This window comes from Rhizobium sp. 268, from assembly GCF_036571585.1.
Taxonomy (GTDB): Bacteria; Pseudomonadota; Alphaproteobacteria; order Rhizobiales; family Rhizobiaceae; genus Rhizobium; species Rhizobium redzepovicii.
In genome coordinates, this window is the sequence record NZ_JAPPSO010000005.1 from 294,497 (window position 1) to 314,768 (window position 20,272).

Genomic DNA, 20,272 nt, shown 5'->3' on the forward strand with positions numbered 1-20,272 from the left:
TTTTAAATCAGCATCTCCGATATAGATTGATCACACGTGCAGCCGCATGATGATATCGCGGCCGTGATTTCCGAAGCCGCGGCCGAAAATATTGACGCCGCCGGTATGGCCGGCATTTTCGGCGATGCCGACGCGCAGCCGGATGGAAGAGTGCTGGCCGAGCGCCAGATCGGCGAGCGTGACATTCGAGGCGGCGACCCCATCGATGAAGGTCCCGCGCGTCGAGATGCGCCAGGTCTTCATCATCCCATATTGCGAGCCTTCGAGCTTCCACCAGGCCGGCGTGAAGGCGCCGCGCTTGTCGCCGTAATCGCCTGGAGACGTCCAGGTGCCGATCGCCATGCCGTTGACCCAGAGCGTGATGTCGGAGGGCCAGTCCGCATTGGTGCCGGGCACCTCCGACGACAGCTCCAAAGAGAATTCGATAGCCCGGATATCCTTGTTCAAGACCTTGGCATTGTTGGGGAATTTATACTCGACATAACCCCTTCCGAACCACACGAGCCCGGCCTGCATACGCTGTGGATCAAGGAAATAATCGGGAACGTCGAGAGGGCCGATGACGCTTTCGCTGGAGCAAAGACCGCAGGGCGCATGCACGTCGCAGCTGGTGTAGAGCCCCACCGGCATCTCGACTTCGATGATATTGTTGGCCCGTTGCGCCGCACTTTCCTCGAAGCTGATCAGGATTTCGCTATAGACCGCCGAGCAGATCTTCTGGTTCCCCTTCCGCGCCTTGGCCAGCCGGGATTCGACTAGGCCGGCCTCCTCCAAAATCTGAATGCCGGTGGCGACAGTCGATTGCGGCAGGGAAAGCGCCTGCGCGATATCATTGATATTCATCGGCCCTTTGGCGCAGAGCAGCTTGAGCATCTCGACCCGCGCCGGCGCCGAAAGCGCCCGGATTGCCTCAGTATTCTCCCCGGCCGCAATCGTTAAAAACGAACGTTCCATTATATCCCCATCGTTCCCGATAGAATGATGTATATCGAGAATTGTGATACATCAAGTAGGGACGCCTGCGCCGACTGTGATAATGTGTGCGATTGGGAATTCTAGGAGGCGGGTTTTAACGGGTCTCCCACTGATTGATGATCTGCAATCGAGCGGCGACCAGCATCTTGCCGATATCGTCTCCCATCTCGAGAGGAGCCCGGGGCGACATGCTCGTCATCGTCACCTATGACGAAAACGGCGGCTTCTGGGATCACGTCGCGCCGCCGAGGCCGATCGTTGGGGCCGGGCAACCGAATTCCGGCCTTCATCATCTCGCCCTTCGCCAAGGACGGCATCGTCGATCACACCCAATAGCACGTCATCGATCATCCGCTTCATCACCGCGCATTACGATCTGCCGGTGCTGCCGGACGGCCAGCCGCCGATGGGTGACCTCACGGCCGCGCTCGACCTGACGCATTGACAATTGCCCCGGCGCTGACCGGGGCCGCCCCTTTTTCCGTGCTTGCCGTTACCGGCGCAGCAGCGGCCGCAACGTCGCCTGGGTTTCCTTCAGCAATGGCAGATAGCGCTCCTTCATCTCCGCCGCCGGGACGAGGGCGGCCGGGGCGCCGATATTGATTGCCGCAACCGTTTCGCCGCGGTCGTTTTCGACGGGCACGGCGATCGAGCAGAGGCCGATCTCCAGCTCCTGGTCGATGATCGCATAACCCTCGGCGCGCACTCGGCGGAATTCGGCGACGAGATCCTCAGGGTCGGTTCGGGTCTTCGGCGTATTTTGTTTCAGCTCGCTACGGGCAAGGACGGCACGCGCCTCGTTTTCGGGGAGCGCCGCGAGCAGCACGCGGCCCATCGAGGCGCAATAGGCGGGCAGGCGGCTGCCGGGGGTGAGATTGATCGACATGACCCGGCGCTGCGAGGCCCGGGCGATATAGACGATTTCGGTGCCGTCGAGCACCGAGGCCGAGGCGCTCTGGCCGGCGCCTTCCGAGAGATGATCGAGATGCGGCTGCAGCAGCGCCGGCAGCGGCGTCGCCGCGAGATAGGCATGGCCGAGCCGCAGAATCTTCGGCGTCAGGGTGAAGAACTTGCCGTCATAATCGGCATAGCCGAGCTCGGCGAGCGTCAGCAGCGAGCGGCGCACGGTGGCGCGGTCGAGCTCCGTCAGCTTCGAGGCCTCGGCAATCGACAGCCGCTGCCGCGTTTCCCCGAAAGCTTCGATGACTTTCAGGCCGCGGGCGAAGCCGCTGACAAAGTCCGTTTCGCGCATGTTCGGTCCCCTAATCGATTTATCGAATATGTGCGATATACGAACAAAAGTCAAATAACGCACAAATTTCTTGCCGCGCGTGCCGTCCCGCTTTATGCCTGACACTGGAGGACGGGAGGAACCAGTTCTCGATCAGCCAAGGAGAAATCCCGCATGGACAAGACAGTCGGGAGCACGGCCGAGGCCGTCTCCGAGATCGGCGACGGCGCGATCATCATGATCGGTGGTTTCGGCGGCTCGGGCGCGCCGATAGAGCTCATTCACGCCTTGATCGACCGCGGGCCGAAGAACCTCACCGTGATCAACAACAATGCCGGCAACGGCCGCATCGGCATCGCGGCGATGATCGATGCCGGCATGGTCAGAAAAATGATCTGCTCGTTCCCGCGTTCGTCGGATCCGCGCGCCTTCACGGACAAATATCTGGCCGGAGAAATCGAGCTTGAGCTGGTGCCGCAGGGAACGCTTGCCGAGCGCATTCGCGCCGGCGGGGCCGGCATTCCGGCTTTCTACACGCCGACGGCCTATGGCACGGAACTCGCCAACGGCAAGGTCATCGCAGAATTCGACGGCCGCCATTACGTGCAGGAACGCTGGTTGAAAGCCGATTTCGCCATCGTCAAAGCCGAGATCGGCGATAACCACGGCAATCTCACCTACAACAAGGCCGGCCGCAACTTCAATCCGCTGATGTGCATGGCCGCGGCAAAGACCATCGCCCAGGTTTCATCCATCGTGCCGGCCGGCGGCATCGATCCCGAGCATGTGGTGACACCCGGCATCTTCGTCGACCGTGTCGTCACCGTCCCCCGCCCGCAGCAGGAAGAAGAGCTCATTCGAGCTGGAGTCGCCTACGTATGACCGTCGATATTAGAGAAGACATCAAGCTCTCCAATGCGCAGATCGCCTGGCGCGCCGCTCAGGATATCGCCGACGGCGCCTATGTGAACCTCGGCATCGGCTTTCCCGAAATGGTCGCCCGCTATCAGCCGCCCGGCCGCGAAGCGATCTTCCACACGGAAAACGGCATCCTCAATTTCGGCGAGCCGCCGCCCGAGGGTGAGGAGGACTGGGACCTGATCAATGCCGGCAAGAAGGCGGTGACGCTGAAACCGGGCGCGGCCTTCTTCCACCATGCCGACAGCTTCGCCATGGTGCGCGGCGGTCATCTCGATGTCGCGATCCTCGGCGCCTATCAGGTCGCCCAGAGCGGCGATCTTGCCAACTGGCGGGTGGGCAGCAAGGGCGTGCCGGCGGTCGGCGGCGCCATGGATCTGGTGCACGGCGCCAAGCAGGTCTGCGTCATCACCGAGCACGTCACCAAGACCGGTGAGCCGAAGCTGGTGGAGAAATGCACCTTCCCGCTGACCGGTGTGGCCTGCATCACCCGCGTCTATACCAGCCATGCCGTCATCGACATCGTCGACGGGCGCTTCGTCCTGCGGGAGAAGCTGGCCGCGATGTCGCAGGAGGAATTGCAGGCGATGACAGGTGCGCCGCTGCACGTCGTGGGGCCGGTTGCCGACCTCGTCGTCCCGAAACTCTAAAGGAAAAGCCATGACCGAAGCCTTTATCTGCGACTATATCAGGACGCCGATCGGCCGCTTCGCCGGCTCGCTCGCCCCGGTGCGCGCCGACGATCTCGGCGCCATTCCGCTGAAGGCGCTGATGCAGCGGAACGGCGGTGTCGACTGGGAAGCCGTCGACGACGTGATCTTCGGCTGCGCCAACCAGGCAGGCGAGGACAACCGCAATGTCGCGCGCATGTCGGCGCTGTTGGCCGGCCTGCCGATTGCCGTTCCGGGCACGACGATCAACCGGCTTTGCGGCTCCGGCATGGATGCGGTGATCACGGCGGCGCGCGCCATTCGCGCAGGCGAGGCCGAATTGATGATCGCGGGCGGCGTCGAAAGCATGTCGCGCGCGCCTTTCGTCATGCCGAAGGCCGAGACGGCATTTTCGCGGGCGGCCGAGATTCACGACACGACGATCGGCTGGCGCTTCGTCAACCCGCTGATGAAGAAGCAGTACGGCGTCGATTCCATGCCGGAGACCGGCGAGAACGTCGCCGAGGACTATAAGGTCAGCCGCGAGGACCAGGATAGCTTTGCGGTGCGTAGCCAGGCGAAGGCCGCCGCCGCCCAGGCGAGTGGACGTCTGGCGAAGGAGATCGTCACCGTCACCATCCCGCAGCGCAAGGGCGAGCCCGTCATTGTCGACAAGGATGAGCATCCGCGCGCGACGACGATCGAGACGCTGGCAAAACTCGCCACACCTTTCAAGAAGGAAGGCGGCACGGTGACGGCCGGCAATGCCTCCGGTGTGAATGACGGGGCGGCGGCGCTGATCGTCGCTTCGGAAGCGGCGGCGCGAAAATACGGCCTGACGCCGATCGCCCGCATCCTCGGCGGCGCCTCCGCCGCCGTTCCGCCACGGGTGATGGGCGTCGGGCCGATCCCGGCCTCGCGCAAGCTGATGGCCCGGCTCGGCATGGCCCAGGAACAGTTCGACGTCATCGAACTCAACGAGGCCTTTGCCAGCCAGGGGCTGGCGGTGCTGCGGGCGCTAGGCATTGCCGATGACGATCAACGGGTCAACCGCAATGGCGGCGCGATCGCGCTCGGCCATCCGCTTGGCATGTCGGGTGCCCGCATCACCGGCACGGCGGCGCTCGAGCTTGTCGAGAGCGGCGGAAAATATTCGCTGTCGACCATGTGCATCGGCGTCGGGCAGGGCATCGCGATCGCACTCGAAAGGGTCTGAGAGCGTTGCGCCCGGTGACCGGCTTCTGTAGAAATCGGGCATGCTGATCCGACTCGCAGAAAACGACGATCGAGATGCCATCTGGAGGATCATCGGCCCGACGATCCGCGCCGGTGAGACCTATGCGCTCGATCGCGATCTCTCCGAAGCCGATGCGCTCGCCTACTGGATGGGGCCGGACCGCGAGACCTTCGTCGCCGAAGAGGATGGCGTCATCCTCGGCAGCTATTACATCAAGGCCAATCAGGCCGGCGGCGGCCGGCATGTCTGCAATTGCGGTTACATGACCGATCCTGCCGCGGCCGGCCGCGGCGTTGCCCGCCGCATGCATGACCATTCCCTGCAGCACGCTCGCGCCCGCGGCTTTCGCGCCATGCAGTTCAATTTCGTCGTCAGCAGCAACCGCCGCGCCGTTGAGCTCTGGCAATCCCTCGGCTTCGAAATCGTCGGCCGCCTTCCCGGCGTTTTCCTTCATCCGAGTGAGGGTTATGTCGACGCACTGGTGATGTTTCGTACCCTATAGGACTGCACGGGAAAAAAGATGTGAGCGCGCTGTCGAAATCGCAGCAGTCCGAACGTCTTTAGATCGCGAGGAGTGCGGCGGAAGAGCCGTGTGTCGCAATCACTCTGTCGGCATGGAGGTTTGAAGCCATGGGTGTTTCCTATCGTTGGGTCATCGTTGCCGTCGGCGCGTTGATGTCGTGCGTGGCCATCGGCGCGATGTTCTCGCTGGCGATTTTCCAGGAACCGATCGCCACCGCCACCGGCTGGTCGCATGTCGGGATCGCCAGTGCGATGACGCTGAATTTCATCGTCATGGGCGTCGGCGGCTTCCTCTGGGGGGCGGCCAGCGACCGCTTCGGCCCGCGCATCGTCGTGATGATCGGCTCGGTGCTGCTCGGCCTGGCGCTGGTTCTGGCGAGCCGGGCCGAAACGCTGCTGCAGTTCCAGCTGACTTACGGCATCCTCGTTGGCCTCGCCGCCAGCGCTTTCTTCGCGCCGATGATCGCGGCAACAACCGCCTGGTTCGACGAAAACCGCGGCCTTGCCGTATCGCTCGTCTCCGCCGGCATGGGCGTTGCGCCGATGACCATCTCGCCTTTCGCACGCTGGCTGATCTCGGCCTATGAATGGCGCCCCGCCATGCTGATCATCGGCATTGCAACCTGGGTGCTGCTTGTGCCGGTGGCCCTCTTGGTTCGGCGCCCGCCGGCCGAAACCGCCGATGCCGGCACCGAGTTTGCCGCGGAGGCCGCCCCACAGCTGTCGAAAGTCTTCCGGTCGCCGCAATTCATCGTACTCGGCCTGACTTTCTTTGCCTGCTGTGCGGCCCATTCCGGCCCGATCTTCCATATGGTCAACTATGCGACCATCTGCGGCGTCGCCCCGATGGCGGCTGTAAGCATCTACAGCGTCGAAGGCTTGGCGGGCCTCGGTGGCCGGCTGCTCTATGGCACCCTTGCCGACAGGATCGGCGTGAAGCCGGTGCTGGTCGCCGGACTGCTGGTGCAGGCGGGCGCTCTTGCGACCTATCTCCTCGTCAGCGAGCTGACCCAATTTTATGCACTCGCCATCGTCTTCGGCAGCGCCTATGGCGGCGTAATGCCGCTTTATGCGGTACTGGCGCGGGAGTATTTCGGCCAGCGCATCATTGGCACCGTCCTCGGCGCGGCGACGATGCTCTCCAGCCTTGGCATGGCCTTCGGCCCTCTTATCGGCGGCTGGATCTTCGACACCTTCGCCAATTATTCCTGGCTGTTCATCGGCTCGGCGATGGTCGGCCTCGGGGCTGCGGCGATCGCGCTGGCATTCCCGCCACTCGTGCGCCAGAAGCCGCAGCCGGCCGTCGGGTCACGTCGTGATGAAGGTTGAATTCAGGGAACTCATCTGCCCAAGGGAAATACATCGTACGGTTGCCACTTATATAAATGTGTTTCAGAGTGGTCAGAATCGCCACACAGTTTAGTCGAGAATCCGGTTGAGATGCGCGTTCCTGACGCTCTTGCTGCAGCTTTAGGCCGTATCTCGTCTGTCTGTAAAACCTGTTGGGTGATCCGGATGCTGTGTCAAAATTGAATTAAGAGCAAGTTTCACTCATGGCAAACACGTCTGCCCCCTCCGGCAATACCGATTGGACGCTGGCCGATTTTCTCAGCACCTATCGCTATTGGGCTCTCTTTTTGTCCTCGCTTCTTTTGGCGATCGGTGGACAGGGGCTCAGCACAATCCTTCCCCTGATTTCGCAAATGACCGGCAGCAGCGCTCAGACGATCGGGATCTTCTATTCCGGATCCACACTCGGCTGGGGTGTCGGCGCCTTCCTGGCGTTTGTCGTCGCGAGCCGGCATGCGCGATCGGCTTTGATTTACCCGCTGGTTATCTGCGCCGTGGTCGCCATCAGTTTTCTGCCTGCGCCGGCACTTTGGGGCTCGCCGGCGTTTCTGTTTCTAATTGGTTTGGCATTGGGCACGGTTCGGGCCGTTTTTCCGCTGGCGATCGCCATCTTCCTGGTAAGCGGGCGGCCAGGCAAAATCGACTTCGGCTGCGCTCTCACTCTCCTGTCAACGACGATCCTGATCTCGGCCGTCGCTCCGATCGGCGCTTCGTGGTTGACCGAATTCGATCCAGGTGGTCTGCCCGTCGTTTTGGGTTTCCTCGCTTGCCTGCTCCTCGCTGTCATATTGCTGCTGCCGGCCGGGCACCTAACCTTCGATGAAGCTCCGCGCCCGCGACACCGGCCGCTGACGCCGCGCCGGCGATCCCCTCTCCTGGTCGCTTTCATCCTAAGCATCCCGCCGATCCTCGGCTTTCTGATGGGGCTCGGCATCTATCTGTTTCAGGCGAATGTTTTCGACGTCACTTCCTCCCCCATCACCTTGCTTCCAGCACTTCTCGCCATCGGCATTGCTGTCGCCGTCTTTATCTATTTTGCCTTTTGGGTCTACCGTATCCACGGGGAGCTGGCGGGTGCGGCGCAGTCTCAGCGTCTGGTCACGCCGCTTGCGGCCATGCTCATCGCGGTCCTTGTGCCGCTTGGATTGGCCGTCCTGGTCATGACCCTCGGTGATCTCCTCAACGATCGCGCACGCAATGCTGGCCAAGGACCGTTGGTTTCTATTGGCTGGCTCGGGATCTGGAGCTTTGTCTTTCCACCGATCGCCATGGCGATGATCCAGAATGCCGCCAACGACAGCTATGTCGCGGGCTCCGGCACGGCTTGACAGCAATAGCGCGCGTGCAGGAGGAGCCAGTTTCAATGCACGTTGAAGTAGATACAAGGTTATGATTGCCCTTTCCTTTTTGCACCGGCTTCATATCTAACTTGGCGGAAACGGCTCGCAGGAGAGAAATTTTTGAACATCATCGGGGCGACGAGTGGGGTGATCGATAGAAAGACGATTGCTCCTATGAGAGCCCGCGCCCGCCAGCTCCCTTCTGCGACGAGCGGCGTGGGGCGGATCAGCAGCCGTCGACCTGCTGCACTGTCCCTGGCTCCATGAGGATAAACACCATGTCGCGTCCTTCATTTGCCGGTGTCGCAGCGCTATCGCTTGCGATGGCTGCCTCGTTGCCCTCTTCGATCTGCGCACAATCTCAATCGGCCCCGGCGGGCATTGAAAAGCCGTCGCCGACATCACCGCCGAAGATCGCCGTGAGCCGTGGCGGTTTTGACATGAAGATGCTCGAACCGGTCAACGGCATCGACTACCGGACATACGGCCATATCACCTACGCGATGTTCCTCGATCCGGATGGCGATCACGAGGCGATCTTCAAGACATTCGGGACGGACAAGGCTGGCTATGAGGCGGCGGGCGCCGCCTTTACTGAGCGGATGAAACAGGATCAGACCTTTGCGATGATCGAGATGTTCGGCGCTTATTTTGCCGAGGACGCGCAGGGCACCTATGCGGCGCATGGGCGCGATGTTGCCCAGTCTGTGCTGAAGCAGGCGCCGCTTCGGGAGACCGAGCCGATGCCTGAGGAAAAATTTCGGGAGATACAGGTCTATTACGGCCGCAAGGTTTCGGTGGCCGGCACGGCGCTCGCGCAGCAGGATGAGATCCTGAAGCCCTATCACATCACCTTCAATGACTTTAACATCATCGGGGCCTGGTTCTCGCGCCGGCTGGCGCTGGAGACGGCCGATGCCTCGACACCCCGGGAAAGCCCGCCGGCGAGCGCCGACGGCACCCCGACGGAGCGACCGGAATGGGGAGGTCTTTGGCGATTCACCTGGAAGACCCTTCAGCGTACCGATACGGAAATGAAGGTCGTGGACGCCAGCCGCGACATTTGCATCAAGAGCGACATGACCGCGGACACGTTGCCGCTGATGCCCAAACCCTCGGGCGTCAAATGCGTACTGATCGACAAGATCCGCTTTTACGACAGCGGTGTTCAGATGAGCGCGCAATGCGACCACGGCGGCATCGGGACGTCATGGGGGCTCTATCTGCAACCGGAACATTACGGTGAAAGTTTCACCGGCCAGATCTCCTATAACGAGGTCTACGAAGGCGACAACGACATGCCGCAGCCGACAACCGACGTTCAGGTCAAGCGGATTGGCGAGTGCCAGTGAGGAGAGCGAAAACCATGATACGCTGTGTTCTCGCCGCCGCATTCGTCCTGACCCCGGCCGCGGCTCTCGCAGAGGAGGGCGGCCTGCCTACCGGACTTTGGCGGGTCAGGATCTTCACGCCGGTTCCCACGCCCGAACTGAAGAACGATGAGCAGGTCTTCCAGATCTGCTACGACAAGACGGCCGTGAAGAGCCACATGAACCCGGTGCTGCCCAAAGCGCAGGCCGCCAAATGCAAGCTGGATTTCACCGACATGGGTGACTTGGCCTATGACGCGAGCTGCAAGGACGGCGATCACCGGCTGCGCATTTCGGAAGCTGCGGACGGCTTGTGGCGCGGGACCTACCGCTTCGTCGGAAAGAAGGACGACGTCACTCTGGAGCCAGCCGTCGAACTGAAGAAGATCGCGGATACCTGCGACTAGAATTTTGCGGCCTGCGGCGTGTATTTAGCGCGAGAAGCCGGCCTTGGTCCGAACAGGGCATTGCGCAACGATGTTAATCTCCCGCTTTCGTGCATTGCCCTTCGCCGATATCGGCTGATAGACTTCCCCAATCTGTTTCATCACCTATGTCCTTGGTTTTTCGGGAGGCTGTCTTAGCCATGGTAGAACTTGCCCAATCGCTCGCATCGATCAAACTCCCGGATCTCGCCGGCAAGGCCGTGCTGATCACCGGCGCCTCGACCGGCATCGGGGCGGCGCTTGCTCGCGCTTTTGCGGCGCAGAGCGCCAAGGTCGGCGTGCATTACAATGCCAGCCGCGAGCCGGCGGAGGCACTTGCCGAGGAGATCAGGGCTGCCGGCGGTATCGTGCATCTAATCCAGGGCGACGTATCGCGGGAAGGCGAAACCGAGCGCGTCGTCGAGGAGACGGCGAAGACCTTCGGCCATCTCGACGGGCTCATCAACAATGCCGGAGGCATGCTGGGGCGCAAGCCGACGTCGGAATATACCGATGCGCATTATGCCGCGGTCATGGATCTCAACGCCCGCTCGGTGCTGGCGGCAACGCGCGCGGCCCATCCCTGGCTGAAGAAGCAGGGCGGCTTCATCATCAACACCACTTCGATTGCCGCCCGCAATGGCGGCGGCAACGGGGCGATCCTTTATGCGGCATCGAAGGGCTTCGTCTCGACGATCACCCGCGGCCATGCCAAGGAATTTGTCGCCGACAGGATCCGGGTCAACGCGGTGGCGCCCGGTGTCATCGCCACGCCCTTCCACGAGCGTTATACCAATGACGAGCAGATGGAGCTGCAGCGCAAATCGATCCCGATGGGTTTCGTCGGCACATCGGAGGATTGCGTCGGCGCCTATCTCTTCCTCGCTTCGCCGACGTTGTCCGGCTACATCACCGGCCAGATCATCGAGGTCAACGGCGGCCAGCTGATGCCGTAGGACCTTCTTCCGGCGCGCGGCATCTGCCCTTTTCCCTTGGACGAGGGAACTTTCGAACCACCGTGACGTTTCCCGCTTGGTCTTTTCATTGAGCGGGGCATCATGAGCTTTTCATTTTCGGAACTCGACTTCCTCAAGCCGGAACTCGGCGCGGAGTATACGGGTTCCGGCACTCACTTCGCCATCTTCTCGGCGCATGCCGAACAGATAGAGCTCTGCCTCTTTTCACCCGACGGAAAAAACGAGATCGCGCGGATGCCGCTGCCGAAACGCGAGGGCGACATCTGGTCGGGCTATATCGCCGGAGTCGGGCCGGGCACCGTTTATGGTTATCGCGCCCATGGTCCTTACGACCCGGGCGCCGGCCACCGTTTCAATGCGAACAAGCTTCTGCTCGATCCCTATGCAAAACAGGTGACGGGCGACCTGAAATGGGACGACGCCCTGTTCGGCTATCAGATCGGCGAAGACGACCTGTCCTTCGACGAGCGCGACAGCGCGCCCTTCATGGTCAAGGGCGTGGTGCAGGATCCGGATTTCGACTGGGCGGGTGAAGAGGCGATCCGCCGCCCCTGGCCCGACACCATCATCTACGAGGCGCATGTGCGCGGCCTGACGATGACCCATCCGAAGGTGCCGGACCGGTTGCGCGGCACCTTTCTCGGCATGTGCAGCGATCCGATCATCGATCACCTCGTCAAGCTCGGCATCTCGGCGATCGAGCTTTTGCCGATCCAGTATTTCCTCGACGATCGTTATCTCCTGGAACAGAATCTCAGCAATTATTGGGGCTACCAGACGCTCGGCTTCTTCGCGCCGCAATCGCGCTACATGTCCGGCGACAAGATCACCGAGATCAAGACCATGGTGCGGAAGTTCCATGCCGCCGGCATCGAGGTGATCATGGATGTGGTCTACAACCACACCGCCGAGGGCAGCGAGAAAGGGCCGACGCTCTCCTTCCGCGGCCTCGACAATGCCAGCTATTACATCCTCTCGCCCGACGATCCCCGCCACACCTTCGATACGACGGGCACCGGCAATACGCTGAATGTCGCCCATCCGATGGTGATGCGCATGGTGCTCGACAGCCTGCGCTACTGGGTTGGAGTCATGCATATCGACGGCTTCCGCTTCGATCTCGCCAGCACACTCGGACGGCAGGATCTGGAATTCGACCGCCAGGGCGGCTTCTTCGGCGCCATCCGGCAGGATCCGATCCTCTCCGGCGTCAAGCTGATCGCTGAACCCTGGGATATCGGCGAGGGCGGTTATCAGGTGGGCGGTTTCCCGCATCCCTTCCGCGAATGGAACGACAAGTTCCGCGACGATGTGCGCCGTTTCTGGAAGGGCGATGGCGGCATGGTGTCGGAGGTGGCGGCCCGCGTCACCGGCTCGGCGCCGCAGTTCAACCATTCGGACCGGGGCGCCACCTCCTCGGTCAACCTTCTGTCGGCCCATGACGGCTTCACCCTGATGGATACGGTTTCCTTCGACGGCAAGCACAATGAGGCGAACGGCGAGGACAACCGCGACGGCCATTCGGACAATCATTCCGACAATATGGGCGCCGAGGGCGCGACCGATAATGCCGACATCAATGCCGCCCGGGCGCGGCGCCGGCGCAACATGATCGCGACTCTGATGCTCTCCCAGGGCGTGCCGATGATCCTGGCCGGCGACGAACTCGGCAACAGCCAGGGCGGCAACAACAACGCCTATTGCCAGGACAATGAAATCGGCTGGACGGGCTGGGATGGGCTCGACGATCCCTTCCTCGATTTCTGCCGCCAGGCTGTCGCCTTCCGGAAGGCGCATCCGGTGCTGCGCCAGGAGCGGTTCCTGACCGGGGAGACAAGTGAGGACGGCCGTATCGAGATCGCCTGGTACAAGCCGGACGGCAGCTTCATGGATGACGGGGCCTGGAACGACGATGGATTGCAGGTGCTCGGCGTCTATCTCTCAAGAAGCGTGCATGCTCCCGATACCGAGACGATGGACGACCTTTTCCTCGTCTTCAACGCCGGTGGCGACTGTCAGATCCACCTGCCCGAGGTGAACGGGCTGCAGCATTGGTCGCGGATTCTCGATACGGGGGCGGAGACCGATGCCTTTGCGGTGCATGAGCAGGATAACCCGGTCATCGTCTATGCCCAGAGCGTCGCGGTCTTTGCGCCGACAGGCCAGACCCAGCCGCCGGAGGGCGCGACCAAGGCCCAGCGCCGCCGATGGTTCCAGTTCGGGCGCAGGAGCAAGTAGCGGGTCGCTGAAAAGATGAATGCCGAAGCCATCACCGAACTTGGTCTCGTTTATGTCAGCGACGCCGAACCAGGCATCCGCAGGCGAAGGAAAGGCAAGGGCTTCAGCTATGTCATGCCCGACGGCACGACGCTTGCCGATGAATTGCAGCGGGCGCGCATCGGCGCGCTCGGGTTGCCGCCGGCCTACGAGAATGTTTGGATCTGCCTCTACGACAACGGCCATCTGCAGGCGACCGGCATCGATGCGCGTGGGCGCAAGCAATACCGTTATCACAAGGACTGGCAGTCCTTCCGAAGCGCGGGAAAATTCCATCAGCTGATCGAGTTCGGCCGGGCGCTGCCGAGGATACGCCGCACCGTGCTGCGCCATCTCGACACCGGCGCGGAGGATATCGACGGCGTGCTTGCGGCGCTGACGACGCTGCTCGACGAGGCGCACCTGCGCGTCGGCAACCAGGCCTATGTCCGGGAGAACGGCACCTATGGTGCAACGACGCTGCTGAAGCGCCATCTGAAGATCGTCGACGGGCAGATCGAGCTGAAATTCCGCGCCAAGGGCGGCAAGCGCGTCCAGCGCAGCCTCAAACATCCGAGGCTGCAGAAAATCCTGGAGGAGATCGCCGACCTGCCCGGCCGCCAACTTTTCGTCTGGAAGGATGAAAGCGGCGCGCTGAAGCCGATCGATTCCGGCCGGTTGAACGCCTATCTGGCCGAGATATCGGGTATTCCCATCTCGGCGAAGACCTTCCGCACCTGGGCCGGGTCGCTGGCCGCCTTCGGCGCGGCGCGCGAGACGATTGTCGGCGGCGGCCGGCCGACGGTGAAGCAGATGTCTGAGGCTGCTGCCGAGGCGCTGCACAACACACCCGCAATTTCGCGCTCAAGCTATATCCATCCGGCAATCATTGCGCTTGCCGGCAACGATCATCCGCTGATCGAGAGCGCCGAACCACTGCGGGGCTTGCGGGCCGAGGAAAACAGGCTACTTGATTTCCTCACACGCGAGACCGAGGAATGAGCCTGAAAAATCCGCCCGCATCGGACGTCGTCCTGACCCATCCCGACCGGCTCTACTGGCCGGACGAGGGCGTGAGCAAGCAGGCGCTCGCGGATTACTACGCGGCGGTTTGGCCGTTCATGGCGCCGTATCTCGTCAATCGGCCTCTGGCGCTGCTGCGGTTGCCGGATGGGATCAAGGGTCACCAGCGGTTTTTCCAGAAACATGCGTGGAAGGGCATGAATCCTCATATCGAGGAGGTCGCCGATCCTGAGGAAATAGACGGCGAAAAGCTGCTGCGGATTGTCGATTTCGAAGGTCTGACAGCGCTGGTGCAATCGGCTGTGCTCGAAATTCATCCCTGGGGCACGACGACCGAAAATTGGGAAAGACCGGATATGATCACCATGGACCTTGATCCCGGCGAGGACGTGGCCTGGAGCGCGGTGATTTCGGCCGCGCTTGACGTCAAGGCGCGGCTGGAAGCCCGCGACCTTGCCGCTTTCGTCAAGACCTCGGGCGGCAAGGGGCTGCATGTGGTGGCGCCGCTTGCGCGGAAGGCCGGCTGGGCCGCGGTGAAGGATTTCGCCCATTCTCTTGCCGAAAGCATGTCGGCCGATGCCCCGGAAAAATACCTCTCAACCGCGACGAAGGCCAAACGCGGCGGCCATATCTATATCGATTATCTCCGCAACGGCCGCGGCAATACGGCAGTCGCCGCCTATTCGACGCGGGCGCGGCCGGGGGCTCCGGTTTCGATGCCGATCGATTGGACCGAATTGAACGAGGTCAGCGGCCCGGCCGCCTTCACCCTCGCCAATGTACCGCAGCGGTTGGCGACCCGTCCGAGCGACCCGTGGCGCGATTTCTTCGATGCGGCCGCACCGCTCGAATGAATGTCTCTCCGCTCATCCGGCGCTGTCGAGTTCGGGATAATGCCGGAAAATCCCGTCTTCGTTGAAGGCGAGGCGGCGTGGAGAAGCAAGATATCGGGCAATGTTCGAGCGCTTCGCCACCCGATCATGCAGCGCAAGCAGCGCGGGATATTCCGCCTTGCGCTTCGCCATGGCTTTCGGAAAAGCGTAGGTGAGGCCTTCGATCACCTGAAAAAGCGATAGATCGACATAGGTTAGCGCATTTCCGACGATATGATCGGGACCTGCAGGATTCTGCCGCAGCACACGCTCGAAATAACCAAGGAATTTCGGAATGCGATCACGGATGAAGGCGGCGGAGCGGGCTTTCGCTTCCGGCTTCTGTTCCTCGTAATAAAGCGATGTGTCGATCGGGTGATGCGTATCATGCACTTCGGCGACGAAATCGGTGACGGTCAGCTGCAGGCCGTTGGCGACATGGCGAAGGCCTTCATCTTCAGGCGCAAGGCCGAGCTTCGGGCCGAGATAAAACAGGATGTTGGCGACATGCGGGATAATGAGGTCGGCGTCCTTCAGGAAAGGCGGGGCGAAGGGTATATGCGGTTCGCTGTCGCTCTTCATGAGGGCGAACATGGCATCCGTACCGCGACCGGGCCCGCGAGTGATATCGACATAATCGGCGCCGGCCTCTTCAAGCGCCAACCGCACGAATTCGCCGCGGCCTTGAAGGCCGTCCCAATAATAAAGCTCGTATGCCATGGCTGATCATCCCTTCGGTTGACGACCGAAGTCTTTTCGCAATTCGTCCTTGGCCTTTTCAAGAGTGCCGCGCCGCTTTTTCGTCAGCTGGTCGCCGGCGCGGTTGATGTAGAAGGTCAGCATGGACATGGCGGTGCGGAACGGACTCGACTTGCGGCGATGGCTCTCCTCGGCCGAGTGCTTGACCGAGCGGGCGATCTTTTTTGGATCGTCCGATTTGAACACGCCTTCCTTCAGGTCCATCGCGTCGCTGTGTTCGGTGACATCCTGCGACCATTTCTTCTTCGATTTGGCCATCTCTGAAATCCTTTGCCGGATGCGGCCGCCGGCAGATCGCCGCCGTCGCATATTTTTAGTGGTGGCTGTGGTGCTCATGGCGCTTGCGCGTCGCGGCCGCCTTCTTCGCCGAAGCGGACCGTTCCTCCTTCGAGCGTGCGGCGGATGCAGCGCCGCCTATGCGGCCGCCCTTTTCAGAGGAGACATGCGTATCCTTCTTGCCGCGGCCGGAACCTGACTTATTGCCGCCGCCGCTTTCCTTGTTGACCGTCGCCCAGGCACGCCGTTCCGCCTCCTTCTCGGAAACGCCGCGATCCTCGTAGCCCTCCTCGATATGCTCGGCCTTGCGCTTCTGCTTGTCGGTATAGTCGGATTTGTCACCTTTCGGCATCGTCGCCTCCTTTGATATGCAAAGGGGTCAAACTGGTGCCGAGGCCGAAAGTTCCGGCCTTGGGATCACCGACCCGGATTTCGGAACAAAAAGCGCTTCCGCCCGGATTTCGATCAGACAGTCTTGCATGAGCCACGTAGGAAGGAGCCGAGAGCAATGGAAAACTACAGCGTCAAAGCTGATGGAAACGGCGCGATCGACGTCAATGGCCAGGTGTCGCCGGTGACCTATACGGTGAGCCTCAGGCAAGGGAAAGGGCAGTCCTACGAAATCGATATCCGCCTGATGGCGCCGCGGGACTGGCTGCTGCAAAGAGGTTTCGAACGAGATGCCGTGCTGGTCAGCCAGGGCGGCGCGCGCATCCCCGTCTATCACGATGGTGTCAACCATCACGACAAAGGTCGCCTCGATCCCGTCGCCGCAATTTCGATCGAACTGACGGCGCGTGACGACAGCTGCATCAGCGAAGACGATCTGATGCGCAAATTTCCCGAATTGGACGGCGCCGGTATTGGTTAAGGTTAGGCGACAGGCGGCGCTCGAGGGCGCCGCGCTGCTATTTCCGATGGAGCTTTTGCGTTGCGGCGAAGGCGCGGCCGATATTGAAGAAGGGCGGCTGCACCGACGCGCGCGGATCGCGGAAAACCAGCCCGACGAGATTATCGACGACAAGGATGAAACCCAGCGCGAGCCCGAGATAGAGTAGTGCGGCGATGACGAGGAGCGACATTTCCATCACCCCTAGACGATCGCGATCGAAGCGCGGCTGCCGGCTGCGACAAGCGGGACGGAAAGGATAGTGGAACGGCCGTCGTTCATGGCAACTTCCCCGGTTTTGCCATAAACACCCAGCGTATATTCTTGTTCCCGGTTGTCGGGCGAGGGCTCAACTTTTTCAGGAAGGCTCAAAGCTTGCAGCGTCATCCGGCCTCTGTTCACCCCCGCATGGAAGCCCGTCCTCCGGGAATTCGATAACGCACAACTAATTCAAGCTTATGACAAACAGCATCAAAGGGCGCCGCGACGACGCCCTTTTTTAATTTGGTTGCTCGGTATTTCGGTAATCAGAGCGCCGTCTTGCGGCTCGCCGTCCGTTTCGGCGCCGGTGTGACGACGCCGTTCGTCTTGCTGCCGGCGACGCTGCGCTTCGCCTTGGGCTTGACTTCCTTACCGTCGGAAGAGGCAGCGGAGCCCTCGAGCGCTTCGCGCTCGTGCCGTGCCTGTTCCCAATGGATGGATTCTCGCCCTGTCGGATAGCCCTCTTCTTCCCAGAGAGCGTATGCACGTTTTTTGATCCACTCGTCCCGAGTTTCTGCCATCGCTGATCTCCAGTCACATGATGCCGTCGTTCGAACGCGATACTGCCTGGATGGTTCCAGAGGAGGGGACCTCTTTCAAGAGAAATCGTGCTGCAACCGCAAATATTTCGCATTGCAGCATATCAGGGTTGAGAATCGGCATTCATCGGAGCCGAAACTCGGCCGCCTTGTGCAGATCTGATACGAAATCCAGGCGCAGCCGCTGCTGCTCCACCTCGTCGCGGATGCGCAGGAGATAAGAGGGGTGGATGGTGACGAGGACAGGCGGATGGTTTGCCGGCTGCAGGATATGACCGCGCTCCGGCGTCAGCTTCGCCTTTGGTCCGAGCAGCGCATAAAGCGCGCTTGCGCCGAGGGTGACGACGAGTTTCGGCTTGAGGATGTCGATCTCGGCGCCGAGCCACCAGGCGCAACGCTTGATCTCGCCGGCATTGGGTTTGGCGTGCAGCCGCCGTTTGCCCCGTTGCGTGAACTTGAAGTGCTTGACGGCATTGGTGACATAACAGCGCCGTCGGTCGAGGCCGGCCTCCTCAAGGCAGCGATCGAGCAACCGGCCGGCGGGACCGACAAACGGCCGGCCGGCCACATCCTCCTGATCGCCCGGCTGTTCGCCGACAAGGACAATCTCAGCTTTTCCGGGCCCTTCGCCGAAGACGATCTGCGTGGCATTCCTATAGAGATCACAGCGGCTGCAGCCTTCGGCCTGATGCCGCAGTTCGGCGATGCTTTCCGCCTCCGCGACGTCGAGCGCCAGGGCCGGCCCGACGTTTGCAACGATGTCCATGATGCGATCCTCATCTCTGCGGATCAATCGTCGGGCGCCGGGATTGTTCCCGCGGCGAAACGGGTGGCGAGCCGGCAAAATGATCACGGCGAGAAATTTCGCGTCATGGGAGAGAGCAGGCGCGATTGAACGCTGCCGTTTCGCGGCTATATTGGCCAGCGATGTTCTATCTCCTGTCGACCTACTGGCCGCATATCCTCTTTGTCGTATCGATCGCCATGGGGGCCGCGGCGGCGATCCATGCCGCCATGACCAAGGAGGAGGTGCGTGCGGCGATCGGCTGGGTCGGCGTCATCATCCTGTCTCCGATCATTGGTGCGATGCTCTATGCGATTGCCGGCATCAACCGCATCCGGCGCAAATCGCTGAGCATCCGCCGCGACGCGCTGCTGCCGGCGGCCGAGATCGACGAGCTGGAAACGTTCGACGCCGATGCCGAGACGGTGATCAGCCAGTTCGGCCGCCGCTTTGCGGCGCTGCAGACGCTCGGCGACCGGGTGACGCGCAATCCGCTGACCTCGGGCAATACGATCGACGTGCTGGAGACCGGCGACGAGGCCTATGCGGCGATGAAATCGAGCATCGACGAGGCGGCGCGCAGCATCCTGCTCGAAACCTATATTTTCGACCGCGACGCGATCGGCCTTCGCATCGCCGATGCGCTGATTGCGGCGGCCAAGCGCGGCGTGGCTGTGCGGGTGCTGATCGACGCGGTCGGCGCGCGTTATTCGGTGCCGAGCATTCTCGGCCATCTCCGGGATGGGGGCGTCACCGTCGCCGTCTTCAACGGCAATGTCATCATGGGCTTGCGGCTGCCCTATGCCAATTTGCGCACCCACCGCAAGATTTTGATCGTCGACGGGAAGATTGCGCTGACGGGTGGCATGAACATCCGCGCCGGTTTCAGCGAGGAGGCGACCGGCGAGAGCTTTGCTCACGACACCCATTTCAGCGTCACGGGCCCTGTTGTCGCCGATCTGTTCGACCTTGCTGCCGAGGATTGGCGCTTCTCCACGCAGGAGCTGTTGAATGGGGAGGCCTGGCGCATCGAACCGCCGCAGCGCAGCCCCGGTGATCCCATCCTGATGCGCATCGTCGCCTCCGGGCCGGACCGCAGCGTCGAGACCAATCACAAGATGCTGATGGGCGCCTTTTCCGTGGCGCGCCAATCGATCCGCATCATGTCGCCCTATTTCCTGCCGGACCGCGAATTGATCAGCGCCCTGGTGACGGCGGCCCGCCGCGGCGTCGAAGTCGATATCGTCGTTCCCGCGGTCAACAATCTCGTGCTGGTCGACCGGGCGATGACGGCGCAATTCGACCAGATCCTCAAGGGTTACTGCCGCATCTGGCGCTCGACCGGCAGCTTCAGCCATTCGAAGCTGCTGACGATCGACGGCACCTGGGCCTATGTCGGCTCTTCCAATCTCGACCCGCGCTCGCTCAGGCTGAATTTCGAGGTCGATCTCGAAGTGCTGAACGAAGGTTTTGCCGGCGAGATCGACGAGCATATCGAGGAAACCCTGAAATCGGCGACGCCGGTGACGCTCGACGGTTTGCGGGCGCGGCCCTTCCCGGTGCGGCTGCTCGAAAAGGTGTTGTGGCTGGGTTCGCCCTATCTCTAATGCATATCGCC

The 20,272-nt window shown here is 61.8% G+C and carries 24 protein-coding genes; 15 read left to right on the forward strand and 9 right to left on the reverse strand.

The features are described 5' to 3' along the window. Positions 1–30 precede the first annotated feature (30 nt). On the reverse strand, positions 31–954 hold the full coding sequence (locus tag OS035_RS12275; protein WP_097625507.1) for an ArsR/SmtB family transcription factor: 924 nt from the start codon (positions 952–954) through the stop codon (positions 31–33). Positions 955–1,182: 228 nt separating this feature from the next. On the opposite strand from OS035_RS12275, the gene OS035_RS33580 reads away from it, so the two are divergent. Then, positions 1,183–1,311 carry an alkaline phosphatase family protein gene (locus OS035_RS33580; protein WP_442967698.1) on the forward strand — a complete coding sequence of 43 codons (129 nt, stop codon included), beginning with the start codon at positions 1,183–1,185 and terminating at the stop codon, positions 1,309–1,311. A 157-nt stretch (positions 1,312–1,468) separates the two neighbouring features. On the opposite strand, the gene OS035_RS12285 is transcribed toward OS035_RS33580, so the two are convergent. Then, on the reverse strand, positions 1,469–2,227 hold the full coding sequence (locus tag OS035_RS12285; protein ID WP_183777960.1) for an IclR family transcriptional regulator: 759 nt from the start codon (positions 2,225–2,227) through the stop codon (positions 1,469–1,471). Positions 2,228–2,380: 153 nt separating this feature from the next. Between OS035_RS12285 and OS035_RS12290 the strand changes: the two genes are divergently transcribed. The 12 genes from OS035_RS12290 to ligD all read left to right on the forward strand — a co-directional run bounded on the left by OS035_RS12290 (position 2,381) and on the right by ligD (position 15,128). After that, a complete protein-coding gene (locus OS035_RS12290; RefSeq protein WP_331813755.1) occupies positions 2,381–3,088 on the forward strand; it encodes a 3-oxoacid CoA-transferase subunit A in 708 nt (235 codons plus the stop codon). Continuing rightward, on the forward strand, positions 3,085–3,774 hold the full coding sequence (locus OS035_RS12295; RefSeq protein WP_310805612.1) for a CoA transferase subunit B: 690 nt from the start codon (positions 3,085–3,087) through the stop codon (positions 3,772–3,774). The genes OS035_RS12290 and OS035_RS12295 overlap by 4 nt, the downstream gene beginning before the upstream one ends. A 10-nt stretch (positions 3,775–3,784) precedes the next feature. Next, positions 3,785–4,990 carry a 3-oxoadipyl-CoA thiolase gene (pcaF, locus tag OS035_RS12300; RefSeq protein ID WP_331813756.1) on the forward strand — a complete coding sequence of 402 codons (1,206 nt, stop codon included), beginning with the start codon at positions 3,785–3,787 and terminating at the stop codon, positions 4,988–4,990. Positions 4,991–5,030: 40 nt separating this feature from the next. Further along, positions 5,031–5,513: a GNAT family N-acetyltransferase gene (locus tag OS035_RS12305; RefSeq protein WP_183777966.1), complete on the forward strand. Its 483-nt coding sequence runs from the start codon at positions 5,031–5,033 to the stop codon at positions 5,511–5,513. Between the two features lie 128 nt (positions 5,514–5,641). Then, entirely contained in the window at positions 5,642–6,862 is a 1,221-nt protein-coding gene (locus OS035_RS12310; RefSeq protein ID WP_331813757.1) for an MFS transporter, read from the forward strand. A gap of 224 nt (positions 6,863–7,086) precedes the next feature. After that, positions 7,087–8,211, forward strand: a complete 1,125-nt coding sequence (locus tag OS035_RS12315; RefSeq protein WP_331813758.1) for a hypothetical protein — start codon at positions 7,087–7,089, stop codon at positions 8,209–8,211. 290 nt (positions 8,212–8,501) lie between these two features. Beyond that, complete coding sequence (locus tag OS035_RS12320; protein WP_331813759.1) at positions 8,502–9,575, forward strand: hypothetical protein; 1,074 nt, start codon at positions 8,502–8,504, stop codon at positions 9,573–9,575. 14 nt (positions 9,576–9,589) lie between these two features. Continuing rightward, positions 9,590–10,000: a hypothetical protein gene (locus OS035_RS12325; RefSeq protein WP_183778323.1), complete on the forward strand. Its 411-nt coding sequence runs from the start codon at positions 9,590–9,592 to the stop codon at positions 9,998–10,000. 179 nt (positions 10,001–10,179) lie between these two features. After that, on the forward strand, positions 10,180–10,974 hold the full coding sequence (locus OS035_RS12330) for an SDR family NAD(P)-dependent oxidoreductase (protein ID WP_183777972.1): 795 nt from the start codon (positions 10,180–10,182) through the stop codon (positions 10,972–10,974). Positions 10,975–11,076: 102 nt separating this feature from the next. Next, positions 11,077–13,233, forward strand: coding sequence for a glycogen debranching protein GlgX (gene glgX, locus OS035_RS12335; RefSeq protein ID WP_183777974.1), 2,157 nt, complete (start codon positions 11,077–11,079; stop codon positions 13,231–13,233). Between the two features lie 15 nt (positions 13,234–13,248). Continuing rightward, positions 13,249–14,253, forward strand: a complete 1,005-nt coding sequence (locus OS035_RS12340) for a DNA topoisomerase IB (RefSeq protein WP_097625498.1) — start codon at positions 13,249–13,251, stop codon at positions 14,251–14,253. Further along, positions 14,250–15,128, forward strand: a complete 879-nt coding sequence (gene ligD, locus OS035_RS12345; protein WP_310807855.1) for a non-homologous end-joining DNA ligase — start codon at positions 14,250–14,252, stop codon at positions 15,126–15,128. The genes OS035_RS12340 and ligD overlap by 4 nt, the downstream gene beginning before the upstream one ends. Positions 15,129–15,140: 12 nt before the next feature. Here the strand turns inward: ligD and OS035_RS12350 are convergent, their stop codons facing one another. From OS035_RS12350 to OS035_RS12360, 3 genes are read right to left on the reverse strand one after another with little or no spacing between them, the layout of a single operon-like run. Next, the gene (locus OS035_RS12350; RefSeq protein ID WP_331813760.1) at positions 15,141–15,866 is read right to left on the reverse strand and encodes a glutathione S-transferase; all 726 of its coding nucleotides are present in this window, start codon (positions 15,864–15,866) and stop codon (positions 15,141–15,143) included. 6 nt (positions 15,867–15,872) lie between these two features. Further along, positions 15,873–16,163 (reverse strand): DUF3175 domain-containing protein, encoded by a 291-nt coding sequence (locus tag OS035_RS12355; protein ID WP_097625495.1) that lies wholly within the window; start codon positions 16,161–16,163, stop codon positions 15,873–15,875. 55 nt (positions 16,164–16,218) lie between these two features. Then, complete coding sequence (locus OS035_RS12360; protein WP_131711522.1) at positions 16,219–16,533, reverse strand: plasmid stabilization protein; 315 nt, start codon at positions 16,531–16,533, stop codon at positions 16,219–16,221. Positions 16,534–16,689: 156 nt separating this feature from the next. Between OS035_RS12360 and OS035_RS12365 the strand changes: the two genes are divergently transcribed. Next, positions 16,690–17,052, forward strand: coding sequence for a hypothetical protein (locus OS035_RS12365; protein WP_331813761.1), 363 nt, complete (start codon positions 16,690–16,692; stop codon positions 17,050–17,052). Between the two features lie 37 nt (positions 17,053–17,089). Here OS035_RS12365 and OS035_RS12370 read toward each other — a convergent pair whose 3' ends face one another. The 4 genes from OS035_RS12370 to OS035_RS12385 all read right to left on the reverse strand — a co-directional run bounded on the left by OS035_RS12370 (position 17,090) and on the right by OS035_RS12385 (position 18,636). Beyond that, complete coding sequence (locus tag OS035_RS12370; RefSeq protein WP_310807858.1) at positions 17,090–17,263, reverse strand: hypothetical protein; 174 nt, start codon at positions 17,261–17,263, stop codon at positions 17,090–17,092. Positions 17,264–17,274: 11 nt separating this feature from the next. Then, the gene (locus OS035_RS12375; protein WP_097625491.1) at positions 17,275–17,457 is read right to left on the reverse strand and encodes a hypothetical protein; all 183 of its coding nucleotides are present in this window, start codon (positions 17,455–17,457) and stop codon (positions 17,275–17,277) included. Positions 17,458–17,597: 140 nt separating this feature from the next. Beyond that, positions 17,598–17,852, reverse strand: coding sequence for a DUF2934 domain-containing protein (locus tag OS035_RS12380; RefSeq protein ID WP_003574663.1), 255 nt, complete (start codon positions 17,850–17,852; stop codon positions 17,598–17,600). 142 nt (positions 17,853–17,994) lie between these two features. Continuing rightward, positions 17,995–18,636, reverse strand: a complete 642-nt coding sequence (locus OS035_RS12385) for a UdgX family uracil-DNA binding protein (protein ID WP_246699260.1) — start codon at positions 18,634–18,636, stop codon at positions 17,995–17,997. Between the two features lie 161 nt (positions 18,637–18,797). On the opposite strand from OS035_RS12385, the gene OS035_RS12390 reads away from it, so the two are divergent. Further along, on the forward strand, positions 18,798–20,261 hold the full coding sequence (locus OS035_RS12390; protein ID WP_183778314.1) for a phospholipase D-like domain-containing protein: 1,464 nt from the start codon (positions 18,798–18,800) through the stop codon (positions 20,259–20,261). Positions 20,262–20,272 lie beyond the last annotated feature (11 nt).

Bases quoted from the DNA above. Each gene is read 5' to 3' on its own strand.
- OS035_RS12365 (WP_331813761.1), top strand. From the start codon at position 16,690: ATGGAAAACTACAGCGTCAAAGCTGATGGAAACGGCGCGATCGACGTC.
- OS035_RS12310 (WP_331813757.1), top strand. From the start codon at position 5,642: ATGGGTGTTTCCTATCGTTGGGTCATCGTTGCCGTCGGCGCGTTGATG.
- OS035_RS12320 (WP_331813759.1), top strand. From the start codon at position 8,502: ATGTCGCGTCCTTCATTTGCCGGTGTCGCAGCGCTATCGCTTGCGATG.
- OS035_RS12305 (WP_183777966.1), top strand. From the start codon at position 5,031: ATGCTGATCCGACTCGCAGAAAACGACGATCGAGATGCCATCTGGAGG.
- OS035_RS12375 (WP_097625491.1), bottom strand. From the start codon at position 17,457: ATGACGCTGCAAGCTTTGAGCCTTCCTGAAAAAGTTGAGCCCTCGCCC.
- OS035_RS12285 (WP_183777960.1), bottom strand. From the start codon at position 2,227: ATGCGCGAAACGGACTTTGTCAGCGGCTTCGCCCGCGGCCTGAAAGTC.
- glgX (WP_183777974.1), top strand. From the start codon at position 11,077: ATGAGCTTTTCATTTTCGGAACTCGACTTCCTCAAGCCGGAACTCGGC.
- OS035_RS12380 (WP_003574663.1), bottom strand. From the start codon at position 17,852: ATGGCAGAAACTCGGGACGAGTGGATCAAAAAACGTGCATACGCTCTC.
- pcaF (WP_331813756.1), top strand. From the start codon at position 3,785: ATGACCGAAGCCTTTATCTGCGACTATATCAGGACGCCGATCGGCCGC.
- OS035_RS12350 (WP_331813760.1), bottom strand. From the start codon at position 15,866: ATGGCATACGAGCTTTATTATTGGGACGGCCTTCAAGGCCGCGGCGAA.
- ligD (WP_310807855.1), top strand. From the start codon at position 14,250: ATGAGCCTGAAAAATCCGCCCGCATCGGACGTCGTCCTGACCCATCCC.
- OS035_RS12330 (WP_183777972.1), top strand. From the start codon at position 10,180: ATGGTAGAACTTGCCCAATCGCTCGCATCGATCAAACTCCCGGATCTC.
- OS035_RS12360 (WP_131711522.1), bottom strand. From the start codon at position 16,533: ATGCCGAAAGGTGACAAATCCGACTATACCGACAAGCAGAAGCGCAAG.
- OS035_RS12315 (WP_331813758.1), top strand. From the start codon at position 7,087: ATGGCAAACACGTCTGCCCCCTCCGGCAATACCGATTGGACGCTGGCC.
- OS035_RS12295 (WP_310805612.1), top strand. From the start codon at position 3,085: ATGACCGTCGATATTAGAGAAGACATCAAGCTCTCCAATGCGCAGATC.
- OS035_RS12325 (WP_183778323.1), top strand. From the start codon at position 9,590: ATGATACGCTGTGTTCTCGCCGCCGCATTCGTCCTGACCCCGGCCGCG.
- OS035_RS12390 (WP_183778314.1), top strand. From the start codon at position 18,798: ATGTTCTATCTCCTGTCGACCTACTGGCCGCATATCCTCTTTGTCGTA.
- OS035_RS12290 (WP_331813755.1), top strand. From the start codon at position 2,381: ATGGACAAGACAGTCGGGAGCACGGCCGAGGCCGTCTCCGAGATCGGC.
- OS035_RS12370 (WP_310807858.1), bottom strand. From the start codon at position 17,263: ATGTCGCTCCTCGTCATCGCCGCACTACTCTATCTCGGGCTCGCGCTG.
- OS035_RS12385 (WP_246699260.1), bottom strand. From the start codon at position 18,636: ATGGACATCGTTGCAAACGTCGGGCCGGCCCTGGCGCTCGACGTCGCG.
- OS035_RS12275 (WP_097625507.1), bottom strand. From the start codon at position 954: ATGGAACGTTCGTTTTTAACGATTGCGGCCGGGGAGAATACTGAGGCA.
- OS035_RS12340 (WP_097625498.1), top strand. From the start codon at position 13,249: ATGAATGCCGAAGCCATCACCGAACTTGGTCTCGTTTATGTCAGCGAC.
- OS035_RS12355 (WP_097625495.1), bottom strand. From the start codon at position 16,163: ATGGCCAAATCGAAGAAGAAATGGTCGCAGGATGTCACCGAACACAGC.
- OS035_RS33580 (WP_442967698.1), top strand. From the start codon at position 1,183: ATGACGAAAACGGCGGCTTCTGGGATCACGTCGCGCCGCCGAGGCCGA.